The 14,354-nt window shown below is 50.1% G+C and carries 16 protein-coding genes; 10 read left to right on the forward strand and 6 right to left on the reverse strand.

The genetic code is table 11. From position 1 onward, the window contains the following. Positions 1-46: 46 nt before the first annotated feature. Positions 47-457 (reverse strand): hypothetical protein, encoded by a 411-nt coding sequence (locus tag NQF64_RS06860; RefSeq protein ID WP_180794223.1) that lies wholly within the window; start codon positions 455-457, stop codon positions 47-49. Positions 458-825: 368 nt separating this feature from the next. Between NQF64_RS06860 and NQF64_RS06865 the strand changes: the two genes are divergently transcribed. Beyond that, positions 826-1,077, forward strand: a complete 252-nt coding sequence (locus NQF64_RS06865; protein ID WP_099026904.1) for a hypothetical protein — start codon at positions 826-828, stop codon at positions 1,075-1,077. Positions 1,078-1,371: 294 nt separating this feature from the next. Continuing rightward, a complete protein-coding gene (locus NQF64_RS06870) occupies positions 1,372-2,076 on the forward strand; it encodes a MucR family transcriptional regulator (protein ID WP_266106905.1) in 705 nt (234 codons plus the stop codon). 126 nt (positions 2,077-2,202) lie between these two features. On the opposite strand, the gene NQF64_RS06875 is transcribed toward NQF64_RS06870, so the two are convergent. The 5 genes from NQF64_RS06875 to NQF64_RS06895 all read right to left on the reverse strand — a co-directional run bounded on the left by NQF64_RS06875 (position 2,203) and on the right by NQF64_RS06895 (position 6,725). Then, on the reverse strand, positions 2,203-3,975 hold the full coding sequence (locus NQF64_RS06875) for a flagellar hook-basal body complex protein (RefSeq protein WP_099026902.1): 1,773 nt from the start codon (positions 3,973-3,975) through the stop codon (positions 2,203-2,205). A gap of 122 nt (positions 3,976-4,097) precedes the next feature. Further along, positions 4,098-5,207, reverse strand: a complete 1,110-nt coding sequence (locus NQF64_RS06880; RefSeq protein WP_099026901.1) for an EscU/YscU/HrcU family type III secretion system export apparatus switch protein — start codon at positions 5,205-5,207, stop codon at positions 4,098-4,100. 6 nt (positions 5,208-5,213) lie between these two features. Continuing rightward, the gene (locus tag NQF64_RS06885) at positions 5,214-6,050 is read right to left on the reverse strand and encodes a flagellar biosynthetic protein FliR (protein WP_257875146.1); all 837 of its coding nucleotides are present in this window, start codon (positions 6,048-6,050) and stop codon (positions 5,214-5,216) included. Further along, on the reverse strand, positions 6,051-6,326 hold the full coding sequence (locus NQF64_RS06890; protein ID WP_099026900.1) for an EscS/YscS/HrcS family type III secretion system export apparatus protein: 276 nt from the start codon (positions 6,324-6,326) through the stop codon (positions 6,051-6,053). Positions 6,327-6,368: 42 nt separating this feature from the next. Beyond that, entirely contained in the window at positions 6,369-6,725 is a 357-nt protein-coding gene (locus NQF64_RS06895; RefSeq protein ID WP_266106906.1) for a flagellar hook-basal body complex protein FliE, read from the reverse strand. Positions 6,726-6,959: 234 nt separating this feature from the next. On the opposite strand from NQF64_RS06895, the gene NQF64_RS06900 reads away from it, so the two are divergent. The 8 genes from NQF64_RS06900 (at position 6,960) to NQF64_RS06935 (ending at position 14,343) form a co-directional block, all read left to right on the forward strand. Further along, the gene (locus tag NQF64_RS06900) at positions 6,960-7,202 is read left to right on the forward strand and encodes a hypothetical protein (protein ID WP_143813643.1); all 243 of its coding nucleotides are present in this window, start codon (positions 6,960-6,962) and stop codon (positions 7,200-7,202) included. Between the two features lie 70 nt (positions 7,203-7,272). Next, a complete protein-coding gene (locus tag NQF64_RS06905) occupies positions 7,273-10,059 on the forward strand; it encodes an ATP-binding protein (RefSeq protein ID WP_266106907.1) in 2,787 nt (928 codons plus the stop codon). 39 nt (positions 10,060-10,098) lie between these two features. Beyond that, positions 10,099-10,506, forward strand: coding sequence for a flagellar basal body rod protein FlgB (locus NQF64_RS06910; protein ID WP_099026896.1), 408 nt, complete (start codon positions 10,099-10,101; stop codon positions 10,504-10,506). Positions 10,507-10,554: 48 nt separating this feature from the next. After that, complete coding sequence (gene flgC / locus NQF64_RS06915) at positions 10,555-10,965, forward strand: flagellar basal body rod protein FlgC (protein WP_099026895.1); 411 nt, start codon at positions 10,555-10,557, stop codon at positions 10,963-10,965. Positions 10,966-11,085: 120 nt separating this feature from the next. Further along, positions 11,086-11,835: a MotE family protein gene (locus NQF64_RS06920; RefSeq protein ID WP_266106908.1), complete on the forward strand. Its 750-nt coding sequence runs from the start codon at positions 11,086-11,088 to the stop codon at positions 11,833-11,835. Between the two features lie 288 nt (positions 11,836-12,123). After that, positions 12,124-13,668, forward strand: coding sequence for a methyl-accepting chemotaxis protein (locus NQF64_RS06925; RefSeq protein ID WP_266106909.1), 1,545 nt, complete (start codon positions 12,124-12,126; stop codon positions 13,666-13,668). Continuing rightward, complete coding sequence (locus NQF64_RS06930; RefSeq protein WP_099026892.1) at positions 13,668-13,970, forward strand: STAS domain-containing protein; 303 nt, start codon at positions 13,668-13,670, stop codon at positions 13,968-13,970. The genes NQF64_RS06925 and NQF64_RS06930 overlap by 1 nt, the downstream gene beginning before the upstream one ends. After that, positions 13,960-14,343 carry a response regulator gene (locus NQF64_RS06935; RefSeq protein ID WP_099026891.1) on the forward strand — a complete coding sequence of 128 codons (384 nt, stop codon included), beginning with the start codon at positions 13,960-13,962 and terminating at the stop codon, positions 14,341-14,343. The genes NQF64_RS06930 and NQF64_RS06935 overlap by 11 nt, the downstream gene beginning before the upstream one ends. Positions 14,344-14,354 lie beyond the last annotated feature (11 nt).

Here is a 14,354-nt window from a genome sequence, read left to right on the forward strand (position 1 = left end):
TAAAAAACGGGCTCCTTTTAAAGGAGCCCGTTTTAGGTAAAGCCGGTTATGGGCTAGTGCAGTTTTGGTCCACACAGCTCCGGCTTGGGGGAGAGGGAAGATACGGGGCTTGGGATGTGATGTAGTTTCCCCACGGTGTAAAAGCTGGTGCATCCCATCCATATTGAGGAGAGGGCCGCGGGTCTTGATAAGACCCCCAAAGCGGGCCAGCCCATGGTGCCGGACGCTCCCCAGGGCGGTAACGGTCGCGTTGCCATGTCCCAGCAAGGGATCCGGGGGGTGGTGGGGGCGGTTGTAGATGGGTAAATTCTCTCATTGGCGGCGGCGGTGGCAATGGCGGGCGGAGTAAATAAGCATTTCCGCCGTAAAAGCGTTGCGCCACAGCTGGGGATGATAAACCCGTCATGTAGCTTAAGCAGATTAAAAATAATAAGAAAATATGTTTATATATCGCCATTATCGTCCCCCTTAATAATGCATAGAATGAGCGCAATAAGCCCTATCTGCTATATAGTTAAGGTATAATAAGACATAAAAAATTAACTGTCAGGAAATGGGGATTATTTTTGAAGAAATATGAGGCATAAATAAGGTAATCTTATGAAGATTATAGGTTTTTATAATGTAAAAACGTATTCGTGATATATTTTTTTAATGATTTTTTAAGATGTAAAAAGCTATATCTCCTTACCATGGTTCCTCAAGAGCGGACCGATTATTCCTTTGGAGAGTTTATATCGCAACTGGCGCGCATATATTAAGGTTATGTGAGGCGATATGAATGAGACAGCCGGCCAGAGATAAGTTTTAGAAGGATTGCTTTAGATGCGGCGTGCTGTTGTTTCGTCTTACTCTGGGGAGGTGGAAGATCGGTTGGAGGATTTTCTGACAGATATGCGTGGGTTAGCAGCCAATGTTACGGCGGGGTCGTCGTTGCATCATGATGATGACCAAAGCGAGGTGATTGAGTCTTCCTCCGATTCGTCTGGGCAGGACCGCCTTATGTACCATCGTGCCCGTGGGATGGGGTTAGGAATGGCTGGTATGGTGGCTTTTAGTATTGATTGTATTACGTAATAGCCATGCGCTCATAGTATGATGGTAGCTGTTTATAAGCCTGCTGAGTGTTTTCAGCAGGCTTTTTGTTTAAAAGGCTAGTTTCATGAAAAAGACAAAGATAGCCATTTTTTTGTCTTTTTCACTTTGTATGGTCCTTCTCAGAAAGGATTGTTATACGTTCTCTTAAGAAGGGTTTTACCACTCTCACCCGAGAGGAAGCTGTTAAAAGGTCTTGTGGTCAAACGTGTAACAATCTTTTAATAAGACAAATAGGGTAGGTTGAGGCAGAGTCGGTTGAAGGAGGCGGGACATATGACACAAGCAAAAGGCAGTTTTATTGAGAAGGGGATTGGACGGCTTTTGTCGCGCCTTCAGCAGGAGTTCCTTCCTTCTCAGACGTTGAATGATATTGTCGGACAAGCAGAGCAGTTGCGGGGGATGACAGAGATATTATTGAATCTCTCGCGGCAATATCCAGAGCGAGCTAGCACGGTATTGAATGTCCTTTTCGGGTTGGTTGATCTTGGTGTTATTCACGATATGAATAGCGCATCAGGTGAGATTACACGTCTTGCCCAAAAGATGACGACGGTCCTTCCTGCTGAGCAAGGGGGAGTAGACGATGCTTTTGCGGGTTTTGCCGCTTTAGCCACGGGGCAGCATAGTAAGGTTGCTGGGGTGGGTAGTCATTTTGTGCAAGGCATGTCGCCAGAGGTTAAAGAAAAGCCTGGGCAGTGGATTGCAAACCGGGATGAGCCTTATTGTTCCCCTCAGGAATCTGTTTTCCATGATGAGATTATTTGCCTGCATTGCGGTGGTGCATTTAGCATGTTGAAACGCCATATTGAGCGACAACATCGGCAAAGCCCTGAAGGGTATCGTGTTTATTGGGGGTTAGCACCAGATTACCCAATGGCATGTGAGAGTTATTCCACCATGAAGAAGTTAGAGGCTTCGCGCACGGGGTTAGGTCATTATGACCGAAAGAAAAAGGGCCCTTCTCGCATTAAGGCATGATGGCCGCGCTTATGTCTTTGCCTTGGGTGTGATGTGTGTTGTTTGGGGAGTGAGCAACACTAAAAAAGGCGCGGAGCTTTATGCTGCCGCGCCTTTTTATTGACGAAGAGACTATTTGAGAAAGTCTTATTGCTTCATCGCGATTGTTTGCTGGAGCAATGTATCGGCTGTTGTGACGATTTTCGTGTTTGCACTGTAAGCTTCTTGGGCCACAATGAGGGCAGAGAGATCGCCTGTCAGGTTGGTGGTGGAGGCTTCCACAAAGCCAACAGCTAATGAGCCAGTACCGTTTTCACCCACAAGACCCGTTTGAGGGGTGCCGGAGCGTGATGTGGCAAGATAGGCTTGTCCATCTACGGCTTGCAGTCCGTTGACGTTGTTAAAGTTTGTCAGGGCGACTTTGCCGATCAATTGTGTGTAGCCATTATCAAATTGCGCCATGACAGACCCGTCACTCTCAATTGCAGCACCGGTATAGGTACCAGAGGTGATGCTATCATTAGTGAGGGCTGTGGTATCGCCTCCTGTTGTGGTCCCTGTTGTAAGGGAGGCATTGCTGAGATCAAGGCTGTAATTTGTGCCGTTAATCGTCAGGTTAGCCGTAACGGGGCTGCCCTTGCTGACAGCTTGGCCATCAAAGCTTTGGATGCTGCCATCTTTGTTAAAGATGACAGAATGTGCTTTGTCCATCTTAACAGGGGAGGAGGTGGAGCTATCATAAGGGTCCACAGCTTGGACAGACCAAGTTTGTGGAGAGGCGGATGTTTGTGTCCATTGGACAGCAACAGGCGTTTGCGTTGTTGTGCTTGTGCTATTTTGCCCCGTCGTACTGCCAGTTGTTACGGTGATGGGGGAGGTCATGTAGCTTTGCATGCTATCAGTTGTTGTCCCAAGGGTGGTTGGGCTCATGGAAAGCTGCGTACCGGAGAGGGTAAGTGGATTAGCCTGATTGGGAGAAGCCGAGTTATTGGCTGTGACCATAGTTGTCCCGCTATTACCGCCAATCGTCCCTAAAGACAGATTAATGGTCTGCTCTTCATTATTGCCATAATGAGCGGTAACGGGGATTTCTGCTTTTGAGCCCACAGTCGGTGAGCCGACTTCCTTACCGGTTTGCATATCCGTGATGGAGGCAAGAGAGCCGGAATGATCAAATGTGACTTGATAATTATTTTGCGCGATTGTGCCTGTGCCATCCGCATCATAAGCGGAGACATTCCAAACCAGTGGGTTAGTGTCGCTCTGCTGCCATTGTACGGCTATTTTATGCGGGTTAGAGCTTGCATCGTAGGTTGTGGTAGGGGCGGTAGTATAGCTTTGTGGGGTATAATTTGCTGGGTCGGTGGGAAGTTTACCGACAGCAGCATTGAGGGTCATAGTGGTGGTCGTTGTTGGTTTAAAAGCAACATTGCTTACATTGAGCTGGGTTAATTGATTGGTCAATGCACCGGTAGAATCGGTCATATAGCCATCCAGATAATACCCGGCAGGGTTGACGAGATAGCCTTTTTTATCCTGTTGGAAATCACCATTGCGGGTATAGAATTTCTGCTCAGAGAAATTTGTCACACCGGCATTGGCTGTGCCGGCCCCTGTGGGTTTAGAGGTGACAAACATCCCTTTACCAGAGACATCTAATGCAAGACTATTGGTGCTGTTCGTGGCTGTACCAGCATTGTCAACATGCTGTACGGTGATGGCTTGCACCGTGTTGGACTGCGCCTGAGAGGCGGAATTGCCTGTGATGCTCCCAGCCACAAAATCCGCAAATGAGGTTGTATCAGCCTTATAACCAACAGTCTGGCTGTTGGCGATGTTATTACTAAGGTTGGTGAAGGCATCAGACTGAGCATTGATGCCGCTGACAGCCGTGGTTAGTGCATTAAATACACCCGACATAATTTTATCCTTGTTCCTGACGCAGAGATTAAGGTTATTCTATGGTATAAATTAGACATGTCTTTTTATTGAAGGCAAATATATCATGCTTATTTCATGAACAAGCCGTTACAGATGCCTTTTTAAGGTGTGGAAGAAGGGTCCGTAGTGTGAACAGCGCGTGAGCCAGGCGTTTTAAGCCGCATAACATAGGCAATAATTGTTGCAACGGGCTTCCAAAATTCTTCTGGGATTTCACTATCAAGCGGCAAGCTATGTAGGGACCGCGCTAAAGGTGGGTTCGAGATAACAGGGATTCGCGCTTTGCGGGCAATATCGCGGATGCGAAAAGCTAGCTCATCCATACCCTTAGCGACGATATGGGGGGCGGTGTTGCTGTTTTGGTCGTAAAGAATCGCCACGGCATAATGGGTTGGGTTGACGACAATAACGGTGGCCTCTTTCACAGCTTTCATCATTTGGCGGCGGGAGCGGCTTTGGCGTAGTTGCCTAAGGCGGGCCTTAATTTGCGGGTCACCTTCGCTTTGTTTCATTTCGTCTTTAATATCTTGCAAACTCATGCGTAATTTGGCGAAGCGATGGTAGCGCGTCCAGACTTCATCAAGCCCGGTGATAACGCATTGGATGGCCAGTACCATAAAGCCAGCGTAGACGAACCAAGACTTCATGGCATCAATGAGTTGATAAGGGGTCCAGCGTTCTGTTTGGGGCGCGAGGTCTACAGTCTGCAAGGCGACTTGATAAAGGATCAAGCTAAAGACGGCGAATTTAGCAATGGTCTTTATAAGCTCAATTAAATTATTCACACTGATGATTCGCTTAATGCCCTTTAGCGGGGACAAGCGGCTTATATCAGGTTGTAAGCTTTTGGGGCGGAATAAGAAGCCGGTTTGTAAAAGACCGCCGATTAAAATAGCACAGGCCCCGGTGCCCATGAGTGGCCCTATGAGATGGAGGCCGGCTGTGAGTGCATGGAGGGTAAAGCCGTACAGGGCAGCGGGATCATTGGCGACAAGGCCAAAATGAATGAAAATGCCATTCATCTCTCGGACAAATTGCCGTGCCGAATTGGGAATCGTCAGAGCAAAAACAAGTAGAAATGTTCCTAATGCAACGAGAATGAGTAGCTCTTTAGATTGAGCAATATTACCATCTTCACGTGCTTTTTGGAGGCGTTTTTCTGTTGGGTCTTGGGTCTTTTCACCCCCGCCGCTGCCGTTTTCTTCTGCCATGTGATGTTAGGGGCTGCTTAGCCCAAGGCCGGGCAGGGTGGAGAGATAGAGCTGCATTTTCTCTGCCCATGTGCTGGTAAGGATTTGTATCAGTAAGGCCATGAGCAAAATCCCTCCTAGAATTTGGGCAGGGATAGCAAGGGAATAGACCTGTATGGAGGGCATCAGCCGGTTAAGCACCCCCAACATAGCAGGCCATAAGGTGCCGAGTAGAATATAAGGGGCAGCAAGCTGCATAGCGATGAGAAAGCTAGTGCTGACAGCGCGTGTCATATCAGCGGTCATATCTCCGATGATGAGGGAGGTAATATGCCCTGCTGGGAAGAGTGTATAAGAGCCAGAAATAGCGAGAAGCGGAAGGGCATAAAGCCCTGTTGCAAAAAGAATAATCGGGGCTAAGGTGCTGGCCATATGGCTCACTGCTGTGCTGGAGGCCCCTAATTGACTATCAGTTTGGATGACGCTTGCCATCCCTGTAAAGACGGCGATAATTTGCCCAGCAATGGCGAGGGAGAGGCTAAGGAGCCGTGCCATCATACCGAGGAAAAACCCACAAAGAAGCTCCCCTGCAATGAGTTTGAGCATCATGGCAGGCATACGCAACGCCTCGCCTGAGACAGCAATAAGACGTTGTTGGAGAACCGGTAAAAGAGCGACAGTGATCCCTAAGCAAAGCCCCGCACGGATACGGGCTGGCGCTCCCATTTCCCCAAGGCCTGGGGCGAGCATGACTACGGCACTAACCCGGCAGAGGATAATGACAAACATACCTGTTAGGATGGCCATAGAGCCGTTGGCAGCGGCGAGATCAGGCGAGCCAAAGAAATCGGCTAGGCTGTTCATTTAGATGCCCCCAGCCTTGATGAGTTGATCAAAAATCAGCTCTGCATAAGCATGGATGGTGGCGTGCATAAAAGAGGCTGTGAGTATTAGCGTTGCTGTTGCAGCAATAAATTTTGGTACGAAAGAGAGTGTGGCTTCGCTAATTTGTGTCATCGCCTGGAAGAGTGAGACACAAAGCCCCGCTAATAGGGATGCCAATAGAGAGGGGGCACCAAGTTTGACGGCGACAAGAAGTGTTTGACGCAGTATTTCCTGCACATCAACCGCGTGCCCCATTGGGTGCTCCCCTCATAATTGGCTGTTATTGCCTAATAAGGCTTAAATGGACATCCGCATAACATCTTGATAGGCGCTGACAAAGCGATCCCGTAATGTTGTGACGGTTTGCAAGGTGAGTTTTGCTTCCTCAACAGAGGCCACAACATCGGACATATTGCCTTTGCCAGAGAGGGCGAGGGCTGTTTGGCTCTCCGCTACTTTGCCTGTGTTTATCGCCCCCTTGATAGCATTGCTGAGAACAGAGCTAAAACTAGAGACGGCATCGGTTGTTTCGTTGTCCGTTATGGGGGCGGCATTTTCTAGGCGGGTGGCTTGGCTAAGCTGTTGGGCACGGCCATAAGCCTGCCCGGCATCAAAGCTTTGTGCTGAGGTGCTGGCAATGCTGGAAAGGGACATGGCCTTTGTAACACTCCTTACTATAATCCAGGGACGATCGCAGCGTGGAAGGTGCGATGGCTTTCTTCGTGCTTGTAATAGCTGAACAAAAATAATTCCATGATTTTCTCACAAAATAAGGCAAATTTATGGCTTGTTAAAAGATATATGACAAATTGGCTTTGTTTTTGGTGTTTTATTCGCTATCAAAAGGGCACTATCAGTATGGATAGGTTTGTTTTTAAGGATAAAATTATGTCGGAAGCCTCACTAGCCTCCCAGCTTGCGTCATCTATGAAGATGCATACTGTCCAACAAGCCCGTGATGCGCGTAAGGCGGTACGGCCGCAAAATGCAGGGCGTGTGCAGCTTTCTTCCCAACGGAGTAATGGGGCAGAAGCCTCGATGCAGATTGATGCTACAGGCCAAGTGGTGCCGAGCGCGAAGGGCGTGCGTAAAAATTCTGCCACGGCCAGCTTTGCCAGCCTTCTAGGTTAATGGCTTGTAAGGCCCATGCGGGACGATTGGGGTCTTGGCGGGGAGAGGGATGCGCAAGCGGATTGAAACTATGAGAGATTGCAGCACGATTCTGCGCGCTGTTCATCAGGCTGTGGTGCAGCTGCCTGCCTTAAGTTGGCGGGCAGCGTGTTGTAGTGCTGTTGGCCTGGTTTTGTTGGGTGGGCAAAAAAGTGGGGGCTGGGGGATGCTGTTTGCCCCGTCTGCTTTTGCTGTGCCGTCTGCTCAGGCCTCTCATGTTCGTTCTGCGCGGGTATCTCATGGGGCGAATAAACGTCTGCCGAAACATCAATCTAGCACGACGGCACCCTCAGCTTTGTCCGATGGACAAAATGGTGGTGAGGTGTTGGGGCAGATGCATATCAAACCAGGTGACCCGCTTTTAGAGGAGTTACCATCTGGGTGGGGTGTGCATGTATTGGGCGTTGGGCATCCACAAGGTGGTAAATCACCTAAGGAGAGTGCAACACCTAAAGAGAAGAAAACAGCAGCGCGGCCATCTGGCAAGCTTACGCCGGTGGTGGGGTCATCATCCAAATCAGAGGCAGGCCATGCCGCAGTTGGTGGGGCAGGGTTAGCTGTTGCAGCGGGTGATGCGTCATCCGCCTCTCAAAAAGAGGGGCATATACCAGCGGCTACAGTCCCTTCGCGGAATCGGATTCTTATCCCTGTGCCAGGGCAGATGGGCATTGCAGCGTACCAAAGTGGTGATAGGCTTATTATCCTAGTGGATGGCCGTCATCCCATGGATGTTTCGGCATTGCACGGGGATGGGATGTTCGCGCAGTTGGCGGTCACGCCTTTGCCTGACATGACACTGATTGCCCTGCCAGTGCCTGATACACGCGCCCTATATTTATCACAGCAGAGTAATGGGTGGGTGTTAGGCGACCAACCTCCCCCTGTTGTTGATTATACGGATCGACGTGAGATCAGCCCCACTTTGCGGGAGGATGGCCTCTATTTCCCCATGCGTAAGCCGGGGCGTGTGTTCTCTGTTGTAGACCCTGTTTCTAATACGCCATTGCTTGTTGGGACAACTGTCCTAGATGATGGCGGTATGTTGTCGTTACGGCGGGGGCGGGATTATGACGTATGGCCCTCTCTGGAGGGGATTGTTATTGCCCAGCATGACCCACCACAGGTAACGATGAAGGTCGTCGCAAAGGGTGATCTTCTTCAGCGTGCTGATGGCCAGCCCTTAGCTGATATGGACCGCGCGATTTATGCAAGTGATGTAGATTTAAATTGGCTGGGGCTGAAAAATCTTACCGTAGAGCAAGCGCGGGAGCGCTATCGTCGTGCTTTGGTCGCGGCCGCGGATTCGACACCGGGGCAGCGGTTTAAACGGCGTTTTGAGGCCGCACAAGCAGCGTTGGGTGTAGGGGCTTTCCCCGATGCGCGGGCGATTATGGATGTCGCCTTGGAGGATGACCCAGAAGAGGCTTTTCGCCCAGATGTACGCTTTTTCCTCGCGGCGACGGATTTGCTGACAGGGCAGATGAAAGGGGCGTCCCAGCTGATGCAGCAATGGCCGGAACAAGCCATGCGTGCAACAAAGCTATGGCAAGGTCTTTATGAGGCGATGGCCGGCGGTAAGGATGATGAAGCCGCCCGGTTGCTTGCGCGTGATATGCCGCGTTTGATGAATTATCCAGAGCCATTACGGGCGACACTTTTGCCTCTCGCTGCGGAGGAAATCGCACGGCATGGCGGCCCGGCTGAATGGCATGCGCTTGATCACTTGCCGGAGGGGAGTGTTTATCGTTTTGCACAGGCTGTGCGGGCGTTGCGTTCTGGACGAGAGGATGAGGCTATCCATCTCTTAGAGGATTTGTCTGTCGATAAAGACCCTGTCGTGGCAGAAAAAGCAATGGAGGAAGGTGTAGCTCTTAGCTTGCGTGATGGGCATATCACCCCGGAGAAAGCAGCGCGGCAATATGCATCTCTTTTGCCAGATGCGCGGCTTGCAGGGCGTGATGGTGTTGTAAATATGCTTCGTGCTGGGGCGAATATTCGTGCAAAGAAGTGGGAAGATGCCCTACAGGCTTTAAGCCAAGTGGAAGGTACCCCTCTTCAGCAGGAGCCAGCGCGTGTGCAGGCTCTTTTGGGTAAGGCTCTTACTGGTTTAGTGGAGGATTTGCCCAAGAGTAGTTCAGGCGGGCAAGCAGCACAGAATGAGGCTGGATTAGTGCGCGGGGCTGCATTAATGCGCGCTTATTTGCCAGACCTTATGGCAAGTGACCAAAAGGGTGATTTGCTCCTCTCTTACGGGCAGCTTTTAGGGCGATTGGGGTTGGCTGATAAAGCGGGTGAGGCCATGACAACGGCTATCCCGATGATGACTGATCCGCAACGTCGTGCTGCTGGAGGCGATGCCTTAGCGGAGAATGAAATCCAACGTGGGTTGTTTGATGATGCTTCCGCAACGCTGGGGCGTACGGCTCCTACCCCCATGCCACCGCAAGAGGCGATGGTGCGCAATCGCATCATGGCGCGGATGATGGCAGCTTCTGGCAAACCGGAAGTAGCTTTATATTTGTTGAGTGCTGATCAGTCCCCTCAGGCAGCGGATATGCGGGCCCGGATTCATGAAGGCCGGGAAGAATGGTCCCCTGCCGTGGCGGATTTACGCAATATGGTGGAGCAGCTGTTGCCAGAGCAAGGGGCTTTATCCGTCTCTCAGCAGCTTCTTGCCCTTCGTTTAGCCTCTGATGCGTCCCGTGCTGGCGATGTCGGGGCGTTAAATTGGATTAAAAGTCGCGTGGGAGAACGCCCTTTTGAGGGTGATGCAGGGCGTATGTTCCATCTGCTTGTCTCTCCTGAAGAGGATGAGTGAGGGGATGCTATCTCGCGTGGGGAAAAAGGATAGGTTGTTATGAGCAATACAATAATAGGGCCAAAGCCGGGGACGGACCTTTTGCATCTTGCCGAACGACGTATGAGCTGGCTGCAAAACCGTGAATCCGTTCTGGCGGGGAATGTTGCTAATGCTAATACGCCCCATTATAGCCCGAAGGATGTATCGCCTTTTCAGGGTGTGGTGAATGCTACACATATGGTGGCGTTAAAACGCACGCAGCCGGGGCATATGCTTGGCCCCGCTGGGGAGACACATGCCAAGAGAGAAGGCGGACGTGCCTCTTTAGACGGTAACCGTGTCGTCTTAGAAGATGAGCTTGGTAAAATTGCACAGACAAGCGATCAGCAGCGTTTCGCGACGACTGTTTATGGGCGTTATATGGGCATGTACGGCATGGCCCTCGGTAGTGGTAGCGGGCAGTAACGTCTGTTTTTCTAGTGTGTTTTGTTGTGGATGTGAGCGAGGATCACGATGGATTTTTCTGATACAATTGGTGTCTCAGCTGCTGGGATGCGGGCACAAACAGCGCGTTTGCGCGTTGCTGCGGAGAATTTGGCTAACGCAGAAACGACAGGTTCATCCCCAGGCGCGGACCCGTATCGTCGTAAGATTGTGACATTTAAAGAAACATTAGACCGCGCCAGTGGGGTTTCTAGCGTTGCGATCCGCTCTGTTGGGGAGGATCAGTCTGACTTTCAAATGCGGTATGACCCTGCTCACCCTGCGGCGAATGAGCAAGGCTATGTGAAGATGCCTAATGTGAGTTCCATCGTAGAGATTATGGATAGCCATGATGCACAACATTCATACGAGGCTAATTTGAACGCGTTACAAGTAACACGCGCGATGTTGACGCGGGCTATCAATGTGATGCGGGATTAAGGCTTGCATGCTGTGTGCCTTTAAGCCTGCTATGAGGATTACGCTATGAGAGGACGTGCTAGAACCGTGAAAAAGCCAGGGTTCTCCCTAAGTAAGATTACAAATCTCGCCTCCTGTCTAATGACGGTCCTTTTGGCGTTAAATCTTCATTCCTTAGCGGCGCAGATTAGCCAGCCGACTGCGGAGAAACCGAAAAATGACGCTGATTCTGAAAAGAAAGGCGCAACCGCAGTCCATGAGACAGGCACAAAGGCAGATAATGCAGGTAGCCCCGGAGCGAAAGTCCCCGAGGCGATTCACCCGAGTGGGGTGCGTGTTTATGTAAATAAACTGCAAGGTTGGACCCCCCTGAATGGTTTAGCAGAGGGTGACCCCGCCGCTGGGGAAAAAGATGAAGATATGCCGGATTCTCGTGTGAAAATGGCAGTAAAAGACTTAAATGATGACATAACGGCGCATCGGCAGGCCATGCAAGGTCAGGCTGAAAACCTTAAACATCAGCAAAAAGAACTTGCAGCAGAACAGAAAGAGCTTGATGAAAAACTACAAGCTCTTGGGCGGAATGCCTCTGAGTTATCTGCACAACAAGAGCAGCGTCGTCAGGACGTGGAGCAGAGCATTGAGCGGCTTGCGCGCATCTATGAGCAAATGTCCCCACGCGATGCGGCGGCGATGTTTGATGTTTTAGATATGCGTGTCATGGTCCCAGTAGCGCAGCATATGCTCCCCCGTCGTATTTCTGAAGTAATAGGGAATATGACGCCTGATCGTGCTAATGTTCTATCTCAATATTTAGCTGGGATTCGTAAACTAAGCCCTGACACAATGAATCGTTTGAATAGCCCTACAGACTATAATATTGCGCAATAAGGCAATAGATGTTCAAAACACTATACGTAATTATTTCATAAAAATTAAAACAAAATACGTTGTTTAAGCATAGTTAATGAGTAGAAAATGGAATGGCTTATTGTGAGCGTATAGCCAAAAATAGCTTTATTTTCCTGTGAATCTTCCGCATTATCTAAGGTTAAATAAAGGAATATCCATAAAGCTCATGCTTTTTAAGGCTTATATTATGGGCTTTTCCAGTTGGTTTGGCTGGTTGGCCGTTACGAGCTGTAGGGATAAATTTTCTGAAGGGATGGGACGGTTCTCATGTTCAAATGGCTATACAAGGATGCTTTATTTCGCGTGCAAGTGCGCGTGGCGATGCTGGCGATTGAATGTTATTTGGCTGTGCAATTGTTGGTAGAAGGTGTTGGCTATTTCCAAAAACGTCAATTTGATCACGTTGCGTTTGTTAATATCGGTACGCTAGTTTTTGGGATGCTGCTTGTGTGGGGGGTTTGGTTCTTCCTCACAAAAGCCTTAACAGAGCCCGTTGAAAAGCTAACGGGGATGGGTGTTGCGCTAAGTGAAGGGCAACCAGCAGATATTAGCCAATATGAGGACCGTACGAACTGCGTTGGGCGGATTGGCAAATTGTTGGGCTCCTTGGCACTGAGCTTGCAAGAGCAGAAAGCGGCAGAAAAAGCACATGGTGAAGCGGCGAATAAAGCTGTGGAAACGATGGAGGCTTTGAAGGAGCGAGAAGAGCGTACGCATTCGGTTGTGGAAGAATTAAACCGTGCTATGCAAAAATTAGCGCAAGGTGATCTCTCTATTCGCATTAAAAGTGAATTATTTAATGGGGAGTTTGGCCCTGTACGGGAGTCATTTAATGGGTCGCTTGCAGGGTTGGGCGCGGCTCTCTCTGTTGTGGCAGAAAGCTCTAATATGATTGCAAATGGGGCGAGTGAAATTTCCACTGCCTCTGATGATCTTGCAAAACGTACCGAGCGTCAGGCGGCAAGCCTTGGGCAGGTTACAGCGTCTGTTAAGTCTATTGCTGAGGGGTTTCAGGTTACGGCGAGCAACTGTTCGCACGCGAGTAATGAAACAAGAGAGACCTTACAGAAGGTCAAAACAGCCTCTACAGGGATGGAACAAACACGTGAGGCGATGAACTCTATCAAGACGTCCTCTGATGATATTGTACAAATCACGCGTTCTGTCAGTGATATTGCATTTAAGACAAATGTGCTGGCTTTGAATGCCAGCGTGGAAGCTGCACGCGCTGGTGAGGCAGGGCGCGGTTTTGCCGTTGTGGCCAAGGAGGTGCAATCACTTGCTGAGCAATCCGCTAAAGCAGCGGATATGATCCGTGATGTGTTAGAGACTGCTACAGCGCATGTGCAAGAAGGGGTCCGCCTTGTTGCGCGGACAAGTGGTTTGCTTCAGGACGTCGAGGAGGGAACAGAGGCTCTCGCAGATCGTGTCGAGGTCGTTACAAAAGCCACAGATGAACAAGCGCGTAGTCTAGCAGAAGTATCCGATGCTGTAAGTAGTATGGATGGTATGACGCAGCAAAATGCCGCCATGGTCGAGCAATCCACAGCGGCAAGTCATAACCTGACAACGCAGGCTCTTAAGTTACGCCAGACATTAGCGACCTTTACCATAGGGCCTGAACATGGGCTCAAGCTTGAGCATAATAGCACACCAAAAGCGGTCACTCATCAGGAGAGAGAGGCAAGTCTCTCCAGCGGACATCAGCCGTCTTACGCTCCTCTATTAGCTGGTCAGAAGGGGGCTATTCAGCAAGATGGTAAAGTGTTGCCCACCCATTCTGATGATGAAGATGGATGGGATCATTTCTAATGCAGCAGGGCAGTAAAGAGACAATGGCTGTCATTACGCTGCCATCGCGCTTGGATACTAAAGCAGCTGACGGCCTAAAGTCTTTGCTTTTGGATGGTCTGGCAGCACCTCATGCTGAGGCATCCCTTATGTTGGATGCCTCAGCGGTGGAATATGTTGGGGGGCTGTGTTTGCAACTTCTTCTCGCTAGTGGGCTGCAAGTCGGTCCTTGCTCTGAGGAGGCGGAAGACGCCTTTACGTTATTTGGTGTCCGCGAGCAACTTGTCGGGCGGGATAGAGAGGAGGCGACCTATGGCGGGTAAACAAGCCGTAAGAGTGCTGACAGTAGATGATTCCCGCACTATGCTGGGGATGCTGCGTAAGGCGTTGGGTGATGCAGGTTATGACGTCATCCAAGGTAGTGATGGTGTGGAAGGGTTGGAGGTTTTACAACAAGCCGACCCTGCCCCGCAGGCGATTATCACTGATATTAACATGCCGCGGATGGATGGCTTTCAGTTTATTGAGGCTGTACGGGCCTTAGAGGCGTTTGCGCATATCCCCATCATTTGTTTGACAACCGAAATTGATGAAGAGAAGAAAAAACGCGCACGCTCTCTAGGCGCCACGGGGTGGATTGCCAAACCATTTAATGCTGAGAAGCTCGTATGGGCAATACAGCGTGTCACAGCGTAAGGGAGAGCGGG

This window comes from Bombella saccharophila (genome assembly GCF_026385475.1).
Lineage (GTDB): Bacteria > Pseudomonadota > Alphaproteobacteria > Acetobacterales > Acetobacteraceae > Bombella > Bombella saccharophila.

What these genes read in the sequence shown, in the direction of transcription:
- flgC (WP_099026895.1), top strand. Translation starts at nt 10,555, where the DNA reads ATGGATTTTTCTGATACAATTGGTGTCTCAGCTGCTGGGATGCGGGCA.
- NQF64_RS06885 (WP_257875146.1), bottom strand. Translation starts at nt 6,050, where the DNA reads ATGAACAGCCTAGCCGATTTCTTTGGCTCGCCTGATCTCGCCGCTGCC.
- NQF64_RS06930 (WP_099026892.1), top strand. Translation starts at nt 13,668, where the DNA reads ATGCAGCAGGGCAGTAAAGAGACAATGGCTGTCATTACGCTGCCATCG.
- NQF64_RS06875 (WP_099026902.1), bottom strand. Translation starts at nt 3,975, where the DNA reads ATGTCGGGTGTATTTAATGCACTAACCACGGCTGTCAGCGGCATCAAT.
- NQF64_RS06880 (WP_099026901.1), bottom strand. Translation starts at nt 5,207, where the DNA reads ATGGCAGAAGAAAACGGCAGCGGCGGGGGTGAAAAGACCCAAGACCCA.
- NQF64_RS06910 (WP_099026896.1), top strand. Translation starts at nt 10,099, where the DNA reads ATGAGCAATACAATAATAGGGCCAAAGCCGGGGACGGACCTTTTGCAT.
- NQF64_RS06920 (WP_266106908.1), top strand. Translation starts at nt 11,086, where the DNA reads ATGACGGTCCTTTTGGCGTTAAATCTTCATTCCTTAGCGGCGCAGATT.
- NQF64_RS06895 (WP_266106906.1), bottom strand. Translation starts at nt 6,725, where the DNA reads ATGTCCCTTTCCAGCATTGCCAGCACCTCAGCACAAAGCTTTGATGCC.
- NQF64_RS06900 (WP_143813643.1), top strand. Translation starts at nt 6,960, where the DNA reads ATGTCGGAAGCCTCACTAGCCTCCCAGCTTGCGTCATCTATGAAGATG.
- NQF64_RS06860 (WP_180794223.1), bottom strand. Translation starts at nt 457, where the DNA reads ATGGCGATATATAAACATATTTTCTTATTATTTTTAATCTGCTTAAGC.
- NQF64_RS06905 (WP_266106907.1), top strand. Translation starts at nt 7,273, where the DNA reads ATGAGAGATTGCAGCACGATTCTGCGCGCTGTTCATCAGGCTGTGGTG.
- NQF64_RS06890 (WP_099026900.1), bottom strand. Translation starts at nt 6,326, where the DNA reads ATGGGGCACGCGGTTGATGTGCAGGAAATACTGCGTCAAACACTTCTT.
- NQF64_RS06935 (WP_099026891.1), top strand. Translation starts at nt 13,960, where the DNA reads ATGGCGGGTAAACAAGCCGTAAGAGTGCTGACAGTAGATGATTCCCGC.
- NQF64_RS06865 (WP_099026904.1), top strand. Translation starts at nt 826, where the DNA reads ATGCGGCGTGCTGTTGTTTCGTCTTACTCTGGGGAGGTGGAAGATCGG.
- NQF64_RS06925 (WP_266106909.1), top strand. Translation starts at nt 12,124, where the DNA reads ATGTTCAAATGGCTATACAAGGATGCTTTATTTCGCGTGCAAGTGCGC.
- NQF64_RS06870 (WP_266106905.1), top strand. Translation starts at nt 1,372, where the DNA reads ATGACACAAGCAAAAGGCAGTTTTATTGAGAAGGGGATTGGACGGCTT.